Annotated in this window: 13 protein-coding genes and 2 pseudogenes; 3 read left to right on the top strand and 12 right to left on the bottom strand. The window is 51.6% G+C overall.

The window, feature by feature from the left end:
• From J4E70_RS07500 to J4E70_RS07510, 3 genes and pseudogenes are all read right to left on the bottom strand, one after another.
• Complete coding sequence (locus J4E70_RS07500) at nucleotides 1-1,128, bottom strand: efflux RND transporter periplasmic adaptor subunit (RefSeq protein WP_213888485.1); 1,128 nt, start codon at nucleotides 1,126-1,128, stop codon at nucleotides 1-3.
• Between the two features lie 339 nt (nucleotides 1,129-1,467).
• Nucleotides 1,468-2,244, bottom strand: coding sequence for an IclR family transcriptional regulator (locus J4E70_RS07505; RefSeq protein ID WP_213888725.1), 777 nt, complete (start codon nucleotides 2,242-2,244; stop codon nucleotides 1,468-1,470).
• Between the two features lie 41 nt (nucleotides 2,245-2,285).
• Nucleotides 2,286-2,771, bottom strand: a pseudogene (locus J4E70_RS07510) (TRAP transporter large permease subunit); the annotation flags it as partial.
• Nucleotides 2,772-2,773: 2 nt separating this feature from the next.
• On the opposite strand from J4E70_RS07510, the pseudogene J4E70_RS07515 reads away from it, so the two are divergent.
• Nucleotides 2,774-3,112 (top strand): annotated as a pseudogene (locus tag J4E70_RS07515) (GMC oxidoreductase); the annotation flags it as partial.
• A gap of 37 nt (nucleotides 3,113-3,149) precedes the next feature.
• On the opposite strand, the gene J4E70_RS07520 reads toward J4E70_RS07515, so the two are convergent.
• The 9 genes from J4E70_RS07520 to glpD form a co-directional block, all read right to left on the bottom strand.
• Complete coding sequence (locus J4E70_RS07520; protein WP_213888486.1) at nucleotides 3,150-4,310, bottom strand: iron-containing alcohol dehydrogenase; 1,161 nt, start codon at nucleotides 4,308-4,310, stop codon at nucleotides 3,150-3,152.
• A gap of 2 nt (nucleotides 4,311-4,312) precedes the next feature.
• On the bottom strand, nucleotides 4,313-5,797 hold the full coding sequence (glpK, locus tag J4E70_RS07525; protein WP_213888487.1) for a glycerol kinase GlpK: 1,485 nt from the start codon (nucleotides 5,795-5,797) through the stop codon (nucleotides 4,313-4,315).
• Between the two features lie 154 nt (nucleotides 5,798-5,951).
• Complete coding sequence (locus J4E70_RS07530) at nucleotides 5,952-7,664, bottom strand: ABC transporter substrate-binding protein (RefSeq protein WP_213888488.1); 1,713 nt, start codon at nucleotides 7,662-7,664, stop codon at nucleotides 5,952-5,954.
• A 75-nt stretch (nucleotides 7,665-7,739) separates the two neighbouring features.
• The gene (locus J4E70_RS07535; RefSeq protein ID WP_213888489.1) at nucleotides 7,740-8,012 is read right to left on the bottom strand and encodes a DUF2160 domain-containing protein; all 273 of its coding nucleotides are present in this window, start codon (nucleotides 8,010-8,012) and stop codon (nucleotides 7,740-7,742) included.
• Nucleotides 8,013-8,027: 15 nt separating this feature from the next.
• Nucleotides 8,028-8,879 (bottom strand): carbohydrate ABC transporter permease, encoded by an 852-nt coding sequence (locus tag J4E70_RS07540; protein ID WP_213888490.1) that lies wholly within the window; start codon nucleotides 8,877-8,879, stop codon nucleotides 8,028-8,030.
• Nucleotides 8,879-9,751 (bottom strand): carbohydrate ABC transporter permease, encoded by an 873-nt coding sequence (locus J4E70_RS07545; protein WP_213888491.1) that lies wholly within the window; start codon nucleotides 9,749-9,751, stop codon nucleotides 8,879-8,881. Before J4E70_RS07545 ends, J4E70_RS07540 begins: the two co-directional genes overlap by 1 nt.
• Nucleotides 9,751-10,857 carry an ABC transporter ATP-binding protein gene (locus tag J4E70_RS07550; RefSeq protein WP_213888492.1) on the bottom strand — a complete coding sequence of 369 codons (1,107 nt, stop codon included), beginning with the start codon at nucleotides 10,855-10,857 and terminating at the stop codon, nucleotides 9,751-9,753. Before J4E70_RS07550 ends, J4E70_RS07545 begins: the two co-directional genes overlap by 1 nt.
• Nucleotides 10,858-10,870: 13 nt before the next feature.
• Nucleotides 10,871-11,959, bottom strand: a complete 1,089-nt coding sequence (locus J4E70_RS07555) for an ABC transporter ATP-binding protein (RefSeq protein WP_213888493.1) — start codon at nucleotides 11,957-11,959, stop codon at nucleotides 10,871-10,873.
• 18 nt (nucleotides 11,960-11,977) lie between these two features.
• Entirely contained in the window at nucleotides 11,978-13,579 is a 1,602-nt protein-coding gene (gene glpD / locus J4E70_RS07560; protein WP_213888494.1) for a glycerol-3-phosphate dehydrogenase, read from the bottom strand.
• A 308-nt stretch (nucleotides 13,580-13,887) separates the two neighbouring features.
• On the opposite strand from glpD, the gene J4E70_RS07565 reads away from it, so the two are divergent.
• A complete protein-coding gene (locus J4E70_RS07565; protein ID WP_213888495.1) occupies nucleotides 13,888-14,646 on the top strand; it encodes a DeoR/GlpR family DNA-binding transcription regulator in 759 nt (252 codons plus the stop codon).
• Between the two features lie 304 nt (nucleotides 14,647-14,950).
• Nucleotides 14,951-16,768 (top strand): putative bifunctional diguanylate cyclase/phosphodiesterase, encoded by a 1,818-nt coding sequence (locus J4E70_RS07570; RefSeq protein ID WP_213888496.1) that lies wholly within the window; start codon nucleotides 14,951-14,953, stop codon nucleotides 16,766-16,768.
• Nucleotides 16,769-16,779: the final 11 nt, after the last annotated feature.

The following is a 16,779-nucleotide window of genomic DNA, read 5'->3' on the forward strand; positions in this document are numbered from 1 at the left end:
TTATTGACCGGCCACTGGCGGAAGCACGACCAGCTCCGGTGTCACCACAGCGCCGGGGCGGGCGCGGACAATGCCTGAAACAACAATGGTTTCACTGCCAGTCAGCCCTTCACGGATTACACGGTACCCATCCACTTTCGGCCCGGGCAGAACAGGTCTTGGGCTGACGTTGCCTGCTTCATCAACCATCATCACCAGTCGGCGATTCTGGTCGGCAACAATAGCATTGTCAGGCACAAGAATACCCTCGTAGGGTAATGATCCCGGCACGCTCACACGCCCGAAAAGGCCCGGGGTCAATACACCTTCTGCATTGCCCAGAACGGCGCGGATGCGCATTGTACCAGTTGCAGGATCAATCCGATTTTCAGAAAAATCCAGGTGCCCGGAGATGGGCGGAATACTTTCATCGGACAGCGTAACTACAACTTCCAATCCGCCGCCGCCTTCTTGCAGCGTAGTCCCGCGCGTGCGGGCGTCCCTTGCGTAAGACAGATAATACCGTTCATCGATATCAAAGAAAAAATAGATGGGATCATGCGAAACGATGGTGGTCAGAATTGTCGCATTCGCATTTACCAAGTTTCCCACATCCAGAAGTTTCTGGTCGATGCGTCCCGAAATTGGCGCCCGGATTTCCGCATAATCGTAGTCAATCTGCGCACGCTCCAGAGCGGCTTTCGCTTGTTCAAGGTTGCCTCGGGCCTCAAGATGTCTCTCGCGACGCTCATCCACAACACTCTGAGAAATATTGCCGTTCTGGATCAGTGACTCGGCACGGGAGAGTTGCCCTTTGCTGAAATCAAAAGAAGCCTCAGCGATGTCGATTTGTGCCTCTGCCTGAAGCAGGGCCGTCTGAAACTCGCGTTTATCAATGGAAAACAGCAGTTCCCCGGCCTCGACCAATGTACCATCTTTGAAATGAACGCTGTCCAGATAACCGGTAACGCGTGAGCGTACTTCCACTCTTTCAAGCGCATCGAAACGGCCAACGAATTCATCGTGTTCGACAATTGTCTTCACAACCGGTTTCGCCACGGTAACTGGAGGGGGCGCTTGTTGGGCACTCACACTTTGAAAAGTCTGTAAGGTTAACAAAGCTGTCGCGAGGAACAGAATTTTTCGCATATCAATCCGATTGTCTTGTTTGCAGGTGAGTCGGCCTGGTTACTACTACTCCTTAACTGAATTTCAGTAAGCAACAACCTGAAGCATCGTATTTTTTCGTTGATCACACTTTTCTAATGCGTTGCTCGCCGGGCTGCAGGCGCTGAAGCGCAAATGTTGCTCAAGCGCCGCGTTTTACGGCGATCCGGCGGCAGGTCGGGTCGCTTACTGGATATCACCGGCGAAGCCCGCGGATTTCAGTCGATCTATCTCGTGAGACGTGTGTTTCGGTGCGTGTAACACTCACGTGCCAGACTCTGTTTTAGCCAATCAGGCAGGGCGATCCTGCGCCCCAAAGAGCTAATCTGTCGAAATGAGGTTCGACAGCTCGGCTGCAGCGGTGCGCATAACCGGTAAAAACGAAACAGCCTGATCAAGGGGCAAACGCTGTACGGGGGCATGGAACGACAGGGTTGAAAGCAAACGCCCGTTTGATTCAACGATCGGCACAGCAACGGCAATCATGTCGTCCATGAATTCTTCATTGTCAGTTGAAAAGCCCTGCTTGCGTATCTGGGAAATTTCCTGGTGAAGAGCCTGAGGCGAAGTGAGGGTTTGTTCTGTGTGCGCAGTCATTGTTGTTGCGTTCAGATAGCTTTCAAGATGCCTGTCATCCAGTGAACTCAGGTAAAGTTTGCCGCTTGCCGTGCAGTAAAACGGTACGCGTGTACCAACTGGCAACTGGATTCGAAGCGGCCATTTGGTTTCGATCCGGTCGAGATAGATCATCGCATCACGATCAGGCAATGCGATGTTGCAGGTCTCGCCTATTTCCTCTGCAAGGCGCGACAGAATTGCGATGCGCGCCGTACGCACCCTTAGCGAAGAAAGTATTCCAGTAGAAAGGGTTCGCATTCTAAGACCGGGTGTATAACCACGCCCATCAATTTCGCGCTGGATAAAGCCTTCGTCCTCTAACGTTGCAAACAAGCGGTGAATTGTTGGCTTTGGTAACCCAAGCCCCTCATTCACCTCGGTCGGCGTTACAGGGACGCCTGCAGTTGCAATAGCCTCAAGAACCAGCAATGGGCGCAGATTGGTTGGGATACTGTTTTTATCCTCGGCCGTAGCGTCCATCACCATCGTTCATCCCAGTCGGTTGCTGTCTCACCCCCTCTTTATCGTGCGGGTAAGAGTATTGTCGATAGCGCAGGCACCAACGCGACAATGATCCACACCGAAATGAGAGCGACAAGGTAAGGCACCGTGTAACGTAATAGCCGGAAGTACTGCACACCCGTCACCCCGGACGCAACATAAAGGTTCAGACCGTAAGGCGGCGTGATAAACCCAATAGATGCACCAACTAGGAAAATAACTGCGGGTTGCACAGGCTCGACACCGACCGAAGCTGCGATTGGCGCAAGGATTGGAGCAAGAATAATCGTTACCGGCAAGCTCTCCAATACCATGCCACAGACAAACACAATTGCCATGGATGTGAACAGAACCGCATAGTAGCCGCCCATAGAGGTCACAAAATCACCAATGGTTTGTTGTGCACCAAGTATTGACAGGATTTGCTGCATCACAACCGAAAACGCGATAAATGGGGCAAGAATTCCCGTGATCTGAGCGCTTCGCATCGTAATAGCTGGCAGCTCCATTGGGCCAAAAAATTGCACGGCTTGCCCCGCTCGCCTTAAAAATATCAGAAGAATTCCGGCCAACATCGGAACTCGATATCGATGACGATGACTGCACACTGGATTGGGCGCGCAACTATTCTTCGTCAATTTACCATCCGACGGGCACATGCAAGATGGGGACAACCGGCGACAGCGTTGTGGACGCTCGACTTTGTGTCCATGAGATCACTGGTTTGCGTGTTGCTGATTGTTCGATCATGCCAGAAATCGTTTCCGGCAACGCAAATGCGCCCGCAATCATGATTGGTGAAAAAGACAGCGACCTCATTATTGAAGACAGGAAAAACACGCGCTGAAACCCGGCGCGTGACGCATCTAAGAAAACTTCCGTTGTTACCCCGCCGAGGCGAGAACACCCAAAAGTTCCTCGCTAGAAAGTGCAACTGGGTTTCCTTTCATCGAGGAAGACGCCTGTGCTGCCTCGACAATTTCACCGTGATCCGCCGGCTGAACGCCCATGTCAGACAGACGTGACAAGCCGTTTTGGTGAATCCATACCTCAAACAACTTCAAGGCAACATCTGACTCCTGCGCGCCAGTAAAATTAGAAATACTCTCGTAGACTTCTGAAATGCGCGCGGCGTAGCGTGACTGATCGATCGAAGCTTTGGCATTACAGCGCAAAACATGTGGTAAAAGAGCGCCGCAAATCGCGCCATGCGGTGCCCCGCAGTGGCCGCCGATTACGCCTGCAAATCCGTGGACCGCACCAAGGCCCGAATTTGCGAGCGCCAAGCCACCACAAAGACTTACCCAGGCGATTTCATCGCGCGCGTCGGCATCTTCACCCTCCATCAACCGCCCAAGTGCTGCGAGGCCGCGTGGGATCGCGGGCTTGCACAGCGCATCTGACAATGGCGTCGCCTTACAACTTATGTAGGGCTCTATCACCTGAGTGACAGCGTCCAGTCCGGCTGAAAGAGTTATGCCCCGGGGCAAACCATCGGTCAGGCGTGGGTCGATGATCGCGATATCCGCCATCATCCTGTCATCCCGCAGGCTTACTTTACGTTTTTTCTGCAAGACACTGATCACAGCATTTTTCGTTACTTCCGCACCGGTGCCCGCTGTTGTTGGGATCGCGACAAATGGAAGTGGTTGGCTGTCGAGCTTTTTCCCTGCGCCAACGACTTCCAGATAATCAATCGCCTGCCCCATCGCTGGCATCAAGGCCGCGACAGCTTTGCCAAGATCAATCGCTGACCCGCCGCCTACCGAAACGATGACATCTGGCTTAATAGCGCGCGCAACATCAACTGCGGTTTCAAGCAGCATTAACGAAGGCTCGTCCGGGCAGGAAAGACAACTCACGTCACCACCCTGTTCTAATATGTCATTCAACAGCCATTCGGTCCGCGAATGCGAAGCGCCATGAACGACCATTACGGTTGAACCAAACGCTGTAATCAGATTTGCGGCGTGTTTCGATTGCCCGGACCCAAACAGAATTTTTCCTGCGGTTGAGAATGAGAATGGCTGAGTACCCTCGGACATCGTCAAACGCTCAACGTTGCATTGACTGCACGTTTCCATGCCGCATATTTCGTTTCTCGCACATCGTCATTCATAGCCGGGTGAAACTGCCGCTCAAGCGCCCATGTTTCTGAGAATCCTTCCTTGTCCGGATAAATTCCTGCACGCATACCTGCGAGCCACGCTGCACCAAGTGCCGTTGTCTCGAGCACCTCTGGGCGATCAACCGCCGCGCCTATGATGTCCGAAAGGAATTGCATAGCCCAGTTGTTCGCGCTCATCCCACCGTCAACACGCAGCTCGGCGGAACCGCTGCCATGCCAATCAGCGGTCATAGCCTCAAGTAAGTCGCGGGTCTGAAACCCAACGCTTTCAAGCGCTGCGCGTGCAAATTCTGCCGGGCCGGAGTTTCGTGTCAGGCCATAAACCGCACCGCGACATTCCGCATTCCAATAAGGCGCGCCCAATCCGGTAAACGCGGGAACCAGAATTACAGATTGCGAGTCATCGGCAGATTCAGCTAACTTTTGAGTTTCTTTTGCATTTTCAATTATCTGCAAGCCATCGCGCAGCCATTGAACGACCGCCCCAGCAATAAAGATTGAGCCTTCCAAAGCATAGGTTGGCTTCCCGTCAAGCTGATACGCAATTGTCGTCAGCAAGCGATTGTTTGAGACAACAGGCGTGTCACCGGTGTTCAGCAATGCAAAACACCCGGTTCCGTAGGTGGATTTCATCATGCCCGGCTTAAAACATGCTTGTCCTACGGTAGCGGCTTGTTGGTCCCCGGCCACTCCGAGTATCGAAATTCCGGCCCCTAGAAGATCGGCCTGTGTCGTTCCGAAATCGGCTGCGCAATCCTTAACCTCTGGCAGCATCGCCATTGGAATATCGAGCAACGCGCAAATACTGCTGCTCCACCTTCCTTTGCGAATATCATAAAGCAGGGTGCGCGCGGCATTTGTCGCATCGGTCACATGTGAATTGCCCCCGGTCAGCTTCCAGATCAAGAAGCTGTCGACGGTGCCAAACAGCAATTCACCTTTTGCCGCACGGTTCCGGGCGCCGTCGACATTATCCAATATCCATTTCAGCTTTGTGCCCGAAAAATACGGGTCGAGCAAAAGTCCGGTCTTTTCCGTCACCATCAGCTCATGCCCGTCAGCACGCAACGCGTGGCACATATCGGCGGTACGCCGGTCTTGCCAGACAATTGCATTGTGAATGGGTTGGCCTGTTGTGCGGTCCCAGACAAGCGTTGTTTCGCGCTGATTGGTAATACCGATTGCAGCTATGTCTGATGCGGAAATCTTCGCGCGTTCTATTGCGTCGCGGCAGGTCTCAATTGTCGTATTCCAAATATCTGACGGGTCATGCTCTACCCACCCCGAAGCAGGGTAATATTGTGGAAATTCTTTCTGGGCAACCGAGACGATTTTCATCTTCGCGTCAAACAGAATGGCGCGGCTGGATGTCGTTCCCTGATCAATTGCGAAGATGTAGCTCATGTCGCTGTACTTTTTTCTAATGCCAAAATGTACGCACGATCACACCGAGGCGTAACCGTTTCACAACAAAACAAACTTATCGGCGCAGAAGACAATATTCTCTGCACAAAGAAAAGGTAGGCCGGGGCATTTTTTCACGCCCCGGCCTTCATTTTTAGTTCCAGGATGCGATCAGTTCATCGTAGCCAATCGTAACCGGGGTTTCACGCTCGTTTTCCAGACGCGCTTTTGGCGAACCAGGCTTTGCCAGCCATTCGGCAGGATCAACCTCATCATTCAGCACCGGGCCAAGGTCGCCCTGAACGCCGGAACGCTCAAGCCGTGACAACACGCGCTCTTGTTCTGAGCAGAGTGAATCCAGTGCTTCCTGTGCTGTTTTAGCGCCTGAAGACGCGTCGCCAATGTTCTGCCACCAAAGCTGCGCGAGCTTTGGATAATCAGGAACGTTGGTGCCAGTTGGTGACCAAGCAACACGTGCAGGCGACCGATAGAATTCAATCAGACCGCCAAGGTTAGGTGCACGTTCGGTAAAGCTGTCATGGTTAATGGTGGATTCACGAATGAACGTCAGACCCGTGTGCGCTTTTTTCACGTCCACAGTTTTTGACACCACGAACTGAGCATAGAGCCACGCAGCCTGTGCGCGATCAACCGGGGTAGATTTCATCAGCGTCCAGGAACCCGCATCCTGATAGCCAACTTTCATACCCTCTTCCCAGTACGACCCATGCGGGGATGGGGCCATCCGCCAACGGGGTGAACCATCATCGTTCAGGACAGCCTCGGCACCTTCGCCAACAAGGCTCGCGGTGAACGCAGTGTACCAGAACATTTGCTGGGCAATTGCACCCTGTGATGGCACTGGGCCAGCTTCAGAGAACACCATACCAGCAGCAGCAGGTGGCGCGTAGTTTGTCAGCCAGTTCGTGTAGCTTTCAATCGCATAAACGGCTGCCGGGGAGTTTGTCGCCCCGCCGCGTGCCACACAGGAGCCGACGGGCTGGGAGTTTTCGTTTACACGAATGCCCCATTCGTCAACCGGCAGGCCGTTTGGTTCGCCAATGTCACCCATGCCAGCCATGGACATCCACGCATCGGTAAAGCGCCAGCCAAGTGACGGGTCTTTCTTACCGTAATCCATGTGGCCAAAGACGGTTTCGCCATTGATCTCGCGCCCCGTAAAGAAGGCAGCAATATCCTCATAGGCAGACCAGTTGACTGGCACGCCCAGATCGTAACCATATTCGGCTTTGAAGTCTGCCATGATTGCCGGATCTGTGAACCAGTCATAGCGGAACCAGTAAAGATTCGCGAATTGCTGGTCTGGAAGCTGATAAAGCTTGCCATCTGGCCCGGTGGTGAACTGGGTGCCAATAAAGTCATCAACGTCAAGAGTTGGCAAGGTTACACCCGCACCTTCGCCCGCCATCCAGTCGGTCAGGTTACGCACTTGCTGATAGCGCCAGTGAGTACCGATCAGGTCAGAGTCGTTGATATAGGCATCATAGATGTTTTCACCTGATTGCATTTGGGTCTGAAGTTTCTCAACAACATCACCTTCACCGATCAGGTCATGAGTGACCTTGATGCCGGTAATTTCTTCAAATGCTTTTGCCAGAACTTCGGATTCGTAAACATGGGTCGCAATCGTTTCAGAAACGACGTTGATTTCCATACCCTGATACGGCGCTGCCGCGTCAACGAACCATTGCATCTCTGCTTCTTGCTCTGCACGGCTCAGTGCCGACATTTCGCCAATTTCTGAATCCAGAAAGGCGAGCGCCGCATTCATGTCGGCAAAGGCCGGCGATCCAAGGATCGTCAGTGCCAAGCCAACAGCGGCGGTGGATTTAAATCGAAAGTTCATTTTTTCCTCCCAAATACTCCGATTTCATTGACGACTGGCCAGCCTCATACCGGCCCGTCGCGTTCCTTTGCCCCGTCACACCCAGCGAAACACTGCTGCGGCATAAACCAGGCATACAATCAGCGCGCCCCATTGGGGTGCACTGACCAGTCCAAGCCAGGCCAGATTGATAAAGGCCGAGCCTAATAACGTAATGAAAAGACGATCTCCGCGTGTTGTTTCGATCCGCAAAACACCCATGCGCGGCGTTTCAGGGTATTTGATCGCCAGCACCGTAAAAAGAACGAGCAGACAAGCGATTGTACAAAAGAAAATTGCTGTCGGTAGTGTCCAGGCCATCCATGCCATAGGTCTGTTCCTTTCCTATACGCGACCGAGGGCAAAGCCCTTGGCGATGTAGTTTCGGACAAAGTAGATAACGAGCGCCCCCGGTACGATGGTCAGCACACCCGCAGCAGCAAGCACGCCCCAGTCTTGCCCGGCGGCCCCTGCAGTGCGGGTCATGATTGCAGAGATTGGCTTTGCTGCGACGGACGTCAGAGTACGGCTCAACAAAAGTTCAACCCAGCTGAACATAAAGCAAAAGAACGCTGCGACCCCAATACCAGACGCAATGAGCGGCATGAAGATTTTCACGAAGAACCGGCCAAAACTGTAGCCGTCGATATAGGCGGTTTCGTCAATTTCCTTTGGAACACCGCGCATGAACCCTTCCATGATCCAGACCGCAAGCGGAACATTGAACAGGCAGTGCGCCAACGCCACCGCAATATGCGTGTCAAACAGCCCGACAGAACTGTAGAGCTGGAAAAACGGCAAAGCGAACACTGCAGGCGGTGCCATCCGATTGGTCAGAAGCCAGAAAAACAGGTGTTTATCACCCATGAAGGTATAGCGACTAAACGCATAGGCTGCAGGCAACGCAACCGCGATAGAAATCACTGTGTTCAAAACCACATAGATCAATGAGTTGACGTAACCCATGTACCATGTCTGGTCCGTGAGGATCGTCGCATAATTCGCAAATGTCAGGCTATTTGGCCAAAGCGTGAGCGCCCCAAGAATTTCACTGTTGGTCTTCAGGCTCATGTTCAGCAGCCAATAGATCGGCAGCAACAGGAAGGTAAGGTAAAGCACCATCACCACAACGTTGCCCTTGATCTTTGGCAGGGCAATGCCACGCGAGGCCGTTTTGTTCAAACTTGCATCAGCCATCACACACCATCCCTTTTGTCGAGGTTTGTCATCACAGTGTAAAACACCCAGGATATCAGCAGGATCACGAGGAAATACATCAGCGAGAACGCTGCGGCCGGCCCAAGATCAAACTGCCCAAGCGCCATTTTCACGAGGTCGATCGACAGGAAGGTCGTGGCATTTCCCGGCCCACCCCCAGTGACAACGAAGGGTTCCGTATAAATCATGAAGCTGTCCATGAACCGCAGCAAAATAGCGATCAGAAGCACACCCTGCATCTTTGGCAGTTCGATGTAGCGAAACACCTTCCAGCGGCTTGCCTGATCAATCTTTGCCGCTTGGTAATAAGCGTCAGGAATGGATTGGAGTCCGGCATACGCGAGCAACGCGACAAGCGATGTCCAATGCCAGACATCCATAACTACAACCGTTGCCCAGGCCGCGAAACTGTCTTGGGTATAGTTATATGCAATCCCTAGGGCGTCGAGCGTGTAACCGAGCAGGCCAATATCAACCCGGCCAAAAATCTGCCAGATGGTGCCAACCACGTTCCACGGTATCAACAGAGGCAGGGCCATCAGTACAAGGCACACCGAGGCCCAAAACCCCTTTTTCGGCATGTTGAGGGCGACAAAAATACCTAACGGCACTTCGATCGCCAGAATGATCATCGAAAAGGCAATCTGACGACCCAGAGCGTTGTGCAGCCGTTCTGATTCAAGAAGCTCCTTGAACCACTCCAGACCCGCCCAATAGAACTGGTTGTTCCCGAAAGTGTCCTGCACGGAATAATTTACCACGGTCATCAGCGGTATAACCGCGGAAAAGGCGACCAGCAAAAGAACTGGAAGCACCAGAAACCAGGCTTTTTGATTAACGGTTTTTTCCATTATGCGGCCTCCCCAGCAGGACTTGCCTGCGTGCCCATCGGCTCTACACGCCAATCATTTGCGTAAACATTGATATGCGCGGCCTCAAAAGTGACGCGGTTCATATCCGCGCCAATCTCTGCACCTTCGCCTGCAATAACATTGATTTCATTCTCGAAAAAATCGGCACGAACAATCTTGTGGCGGCCCACATCCTCCACCCGGCGAATTTTTATGGGCAACCCAGTGCCATTGCTGGACAGTGAAGCAAATTCAGGCCGTACACCAATTTCAACTTTCCCGTCGGGCACGCTGTACCCGGCACCAAGGTCTACTTCGGTCCCTTCTATGTAAGCGGTTGATCCATCAACCGTGGCAGCAAGAACATTCATCCCCGGCGAGCCAATGAAGTACCCGACAAAGGTATGCGCTGGTGTTTCAAACAACTCTTGCGGCGTGCCGATTTGCACAACACGACCGTCGTACATGACAACAACCTTGTCAGCAAAGGTCAGTGCTTCGGTCTGGTCATGCGTCACATAGATCATTGTATGCCCAAATTCGTGGTGCAAAGACTTTAGCTGGGTCCGCAGTTCCCACTTCATGTGAGGGTCAATTACCGTCAAAGGCTCGTCGAACAACAATGCGTTTACATCTTCACGCACCATGCCCCGCCCAAGGCTGATCTTCTGCTTTGCATCAGCAGTCAGGCCACGCGCCTTGTGATTAAGCTCCCCCTCCATCCCAATCATCTTGGCAATGTGTTGAACGCGATCCTGAATGTAGCTTGCGTCCGCACCACGGTTGCGTAAGGGAAATGCAAGGTTATCGCGCACTGTCATCGTGTCGTAGACCACCGGGAACTGAAAAACCTGCGCAATGTTGCGCGCGGCCGTTGGCTCTGACGTGACATCGCGATCATTGAACAGGATGCGCCCCTGTGAGGGATGTAACAGGCCAGAAATAATGTTCAGCAAGGTGGATTTACCACAGCCAGAAGCCCCTAGAAGTGCGTAGGCTTCGCCATCGACCCAGTCGTGGTTCAACTCTTTCAGTGCGTAGTCATCTTCGCTCTGCGGATTGGGCAGGTAAGAATGCGCCAGATTGTCGAGTGTGATCTTCGCCATAACCGTTTCCTCCTCAAGCCGCCAGCGCGTAGGACGCAGGCGCGACGAGGCCACCATCCTCGGCAAAAATGTAAACATGCGACGGGTCCAGATAGACAGTTAGTGCGCTACCTAGCTCAAGGTCGCGCACACCGTGAATCAACCCGACCCACCGTTCGCCCTGATGTGTGAGATGGACAAAGGTTTCTGACCCGGTGATCTCTGTCACGTTCAGATGTGCGTTGAACTTCAAGGCGTTATCACGCTTTTGTTCGAGCTTAACGTGATTAGGCCGGAACCCTGCCACATAGCGCCCGTCTGCAAGCTCAGCAAGCGCGCCCGTCGCCGCCGTTGATTGCCCATCACCAAACAGAAGTTTGGTTCCGGCCTTTGAAATCTGCAGAAAATTCATTGGAGGGTCAGAAAATACCCGCGCCGTCTTAGCATCAACAGGTTTGCGGTAGACCGATGGCGTTAGGCCAAATTGCGTTACACGCCCTTCCCACAGGGTTGCGGTGTTCCCTCCCAACAGCAAAGCCTCTTCAGGTTCTGTTGTGGCATAGACAAAGATCGACCCGGCCTCTTCAAATATCTTGGGAATCTCCGCGCGCAATTCTTCACGCAGCTTGTAGTCAAGATTTGCGAGCGGCTCATCGAGTAAAACAAGCCCCGCATCCTTCACCAAGGCCCGCGCCAGCGCACAACGCTGCTGCTGACCGCCCGACAATTCAAGCGGTTTGCGGTCCAGCAATGGTGTGAGTTGCATCAGGTCGGCAGTTTTTTGAACAGCAGCATTTATCTCTGCGTTCGTTTTGCCCAGCAGGCGCATGGGCGACGCGATATTATCATAGACTGTCATTGAGGGGTAATTGATGAACTGTTGATAGACCATCGCGACCTTGCGGTCCTGAACGCGCATACCGGTTACATCTTCGCCATGCCACAGAATGCGGCCAGTTGTCGGTACATCCAGACCTGCCATTAGGCGCATCAACGAAGTTTTCCCGGACAAGGTAGACCCAAGCAGTACGTTCATTGTACCGTTTTGCAACGTAAGATCAGTGGGTTGTATATGGGTCATACCATTTAAAACCTTTGATACCCCCTCAAGAACCAGAGTCATTGTTCTCTCCTATCGCTCTCATACTGCGGCCGATACGCGTCGACTGGAGTGCAGAGCGCCCTTCATCCATTTGTTCAACTTAACGACTTCAGCCTTGCTCATCCGCAAGCCCAGCTTTGAGCGGCGCCAGATAACATCTTCGGCGGTTCGGGCGTATTCCCGCTCCATCAACCATATCACTTCGCGCTCTGTCAGGGTTGCGCCAAATGCGACACCCATATCATCCACAGTTTCAGCACTGCTCAGTATTTCGCGTGCTTCGGTGCCATAGGCTTTGACAAGACGGCGTGCCCAAAAATCGTCAAGGAAGGCGTAATCCTTTTTCAGGCCTGCAGTCAGGTCCGCGACCCCGTTCACCGCAAAATCCCCGCCCGGTAGCGCAACACCTGCTGTCCAGTTTCCGGTCGCCTTTGGAAAAAATGGTGTGATTTTCGCCAATGCGCCCTCTGCCAAACGACGGTAGGTGGTTATTTTTCCGCCAAAGACGTTCAGTAACGGCGCCCCGGCATCTGTGTTCAGTTTCAGCACATAATCTCGGGTCGCCGCCGTTGCTGAATTTGCACCATCGTCATAAAGTGGGCGAACACCAGAATAGGTCCAGATAATGTCTTCTTTTTCGACCGGCTTTTTTAAGTAGTTCGAAGCAAAACTTCGCAGATAATCCGCTTCTTCAGGTGTGCACTCGGGTTTTTCTTCCGGGTCGTCATGCTCCGCGTCCGTCGTTCCGATTAACGTGAAATCAGTTTCATAAGGAATTGCAAAAATGATCCTGCCGTCTTCACCCTGAAAGAAGTAGCATTTGTCGTGATCAAACAGCTTGCGCGTCACAATATGGCTCCCCCGAACCAGCCTGACGCTTTCCGACGCATTTAGCCTAAGCGTTTTGGTGATCACGCTTTCGACCCAAGGGCCGCCAGCATTCACAAGCATCTTTGCCCAAACAAACTGAATTTCGTCTGTTACAGCATCGATCAGGGTTATTTTCCAAAGATCGTCCGTTCGCTCTGCCGCGACAACACGCGTACGGGTCATGATCTTGGCACCACGTGATTCCGCATCACGCGCATTCAGGACAACCAACCGCGAATCTTCGATCCAGCAGTCCGAATACTCAAACGCCTTCTTGAATCTGTCTTGCAAAGGTTTCCCAACAGGATCGGTACGCAGGTCTACAGTCGTCGTTGCAGGCAGGATTTTTCGCCCACCCAAAGTATCATACAGAAACAGACCAAATCGTATAAGCCAGGCAGGCCGCCTGCCCTTCATCCATGGCATAAGAACATTCAGGATGCGTGATGTTGGCGTTTCTCCTTCAAAGCGCATATCCCTATGATATGGAAGAACAAAACGCATGGGCCAGCTTATATGTGGCATCGCCCGCAAAAGCGTTTCACGCTCAATCAGTGCTTCCCGGACCAGACGAACTTCAAAGTATTCAAGATAGCGCAAACCACCATGGAAAAGCTTGGTCGAGGCGGAAGACGTTGCTGATGCCAGGTCGTTCATTTCAGCAAGGGACACGCTAAGCCCGCGCCCTGCAGCATCGCGCGCAATTCCGCAGCCATTGATTCCACCGCCGATCACGAAAAGATCGTAAACCTGATGCTGAACTGCCGACAATTGAACAAAGTCCCCCACTTTGCTGAAATATTTGCAATACGAAGCATGTTAATGCGCGGTTTGTCAATTATTATGTTCTTTTTTTTTCGCTTTGATAATTTTTGAACTTTTTACGAAATACATTGCCACCGCCCCTAACCTATTTATTTCAAACCACTATTTTGAAAACCCTGTCACCGAATGTGCGTTTGAGTGCGGATTCAAAGCAGAAATTCGAATTTCTTTTTCTAACCAACTTAGAAAAAGAGTTTAATTGCAGTGAAGAATTGATACGAATGTCATAAAAGGGAACCGCTAGAAAGGCCCCTATGGCACAGAGTTTTCGACAACCCGACATTCTAGAAATCGCCCGCACAGAGGGAAAAGTCACAGTTGAAGGCCTTGCTGAAAGGTTTGAAGTGACGGTTCAAACAATCCGGCGCGACCTGAGTGATCTCGCGAATGAAGGAAAGCTTGAGCGCGTTCACGGTGGGGCGATCCTGCGATCAGGGGTATCCAATATCGGGTATGAAGACCGGCGCGGGTTAAATGACGAAGCGAAAAAAGATATCGCACAGCGTTGCGCGAAGGCTATTCCTGACGGCGCGTCTTTGTTTCTGAACATCGGCACAAGCACCGAAGCGGTCGCACGTGAACTACTGCACCACCTTAACATCATGGTTGTCACTAATAATATGAATGTTGCCAATATCTTGGTCGCCAACCCTGATTGTCAGATCATGGTAGCGGGCGGGATGTTGCGACGCTCGGATGGAGGGTTGGTTGGCGATTTGACGGCGCGTGTGATCGAACAGTTCAAGGTTGACTATGCCGTGATAGGGTGTTCAGCCATGGATGAGGACGGCGACATATTGGATTTTGATGTCCAGGAGGTTGGCGTCAGTAAAGCAATCATTCGTCAGTCCAGAAAAACATTCCTTGTGTCGGATCACTCCAAATTTTCACGCAGCGCCCCTGCGCGCATTGCATCGCTTAGCGAAGTAGACTCGCTATTCACAGACAAACCGCTTTCAGAAACGCTTACGAAACGGTGCGTCGAATGGGGCACAGAGATCTATACGCGCTGAGCTTTACACAAAATGTTACGCTAATGCGCCCGAGTAACTTGGTCGGGGCGATCGCATTGCCCACAACTCGGTCTCTCAATTTCAACTAAAATTTGATGCTTTACGTTTGGTCAAAAAAATTACCACCTGAGGTTGTATTTTTGATTTGACCATTCTATGGCTAGAGTAGAAAGGAATATTTTTTTGTGAATACCGAAAAATATCGAACCTACTTTCGCTGCGACCCTTTTCGATTGGGTAAAATTTTTTCTTTCAAAAATCCTTTACTGACATCTCTGGACTTCATTGAAGGATCAAACCCGTAATGACTTATCTCTCGCTTTGGAGCCTTGCCGCCATCATTGTTGTGACTTTATGTTTGGGACTGCTTTTTCGCCTAAAGCAACGCAACAAACAGCTTTCCAAAGCTTTGAAAGCCTGCGAATCCAGCTTTCAGACCGAGAAAAATAAAACCTCATCTCAGTCAGCTTCAAAGGTTGGTGGCTGGGAATTTGATTATCAGAGTCGCGAGCTTTCCTGGGACACGCATACAAAAACAATCCATGATGTTGATGAAACATTCAGACCGACACTTAAAAAGGCTTTTCGGTTTTTGACACCAAGCTCTCGCAGGCTTTTGTTCCCCGCGATAAAAAAGGCAAAAGAGCAAATCGCTCCTTTTGACAAGGAGGTCCGGCTGGTCACCGCTGGTGGGCGCCACATTTGGGTTCGTATTTTAGGTCAACCCATTCTGGAGAATGGCATTTTGTCCAAATTTTCCGGCGTTTTTCAGGACGTAAGTCAATACAGACGTTTGCAGGATGAACTGCGCCTTGCTGCTGTGACCGATCAGTTGACAGGATTGATAAACCGACGTGGGTTGCACGAGTATCTGAACGAGCTAAACAAATCGGATCAGCACTCGCGCCATGCTGTTCTTGCAATAGATCTGGATAACTTCAAATCTGTTAATAACACCTCTGATCACGAAACCGGTGACAATCTCCTTCGCCATTGCGCAAAAATTCTTACGTCAGAAGCGGGTGATGCTGATTTGGTTGCTCGGATCGCCGGCGATGAGTTTGTGATCGTTCTCAAAGATGCAAACGACCGAGCGCAGACGAAACAGCTCGCTCTGTGCTTGATGAGAAAGCTGTCTAAACCAGTTGAGATTGATGGAAGATGCTGCCGGATCAGTGCGAGTATTGGTATAAAATTTTGGGATAAAACGGCAGAGCCAACCCTGAAACGCGTGTTGATAGATGCTGATATAGCCTTACGCCAAGCCAAGCGTGAAGGCAGAAGCCGATACCGTTTTTTCAAAGACAGTATGCGACAGCAGATTGAACGAAACTCCACGTTGGCCGAGGAGATCCGGGAAGGGTTACGGCGCGACGAATTCGCGCCTTTCTTCCAACCTCAGATCAACATTCGTACGCGTACGCTAAACGGGTATGAAGCTTTGCTTCGCTGGAAACATCCTTCGCGCGGTTGGCTGGAACCCGAAGATTTCATTCACGCAGCAAAAGATGCAGACCTACTGGATAATCTCGACAGACAAATGCTGCTGAAAAGCAGCCAGTCTCTCGCGCACCTGCAGGCACTGGGGCTACCTGCCCCGCAAATCAGTATCAACATGTCAAATTCCAGGTTGAGCGATTCCAAGGTCGTTGACAATTTGATCGACGTCGTCAAAGCGCAAGGTTTGCACCCCCATCAGATTGCCCTCGAAATTCTGGAAACGGTTTTTCTGGATGATCCCGCCGGACATATTGCAAAAAATGTACATGAGCTTTCGGCAGCGGGTTTTTCCGTGGAACTGGATGATTTTGGAACCGGGCACGCCTCAATTTCCAGTTTACGTAAATTCCCGGTCGACCGGATCAAGATAGACAGAAGCTTCGTATCGGGAATTGACCAAGACAAAAGCCTTGAAGAATTAACAGGTGCCATCGTGCATCTTGCGAAGAAACTAAACCTTACTGTCATTGCAGAGTGTGTCGAAACCGACGCAGAACTAGCAGTTCTTACCGCAATGGGATGTGACTGTGCCCAAGGATTTTATTTCGCACCTGCAATGCCGCTGGCCGAGCTTGAAAATTGGTTATCAAGTGAAACCCAATTCACGTCCCAAGCGCGTTAAAATTTCCGCAA

It is taken from the genome of Pseudohalocynthiibacter aestuariivivens, assembly GCF_018457175.1.
GTDB lineage: Bacteria > Pseudomonadota > Alphaproteobacteria > Rhodobacterales > Rhodobacteraceae > Pseudohalocynthiibacter > Pseudohalocynthiibacter aestuariivivens.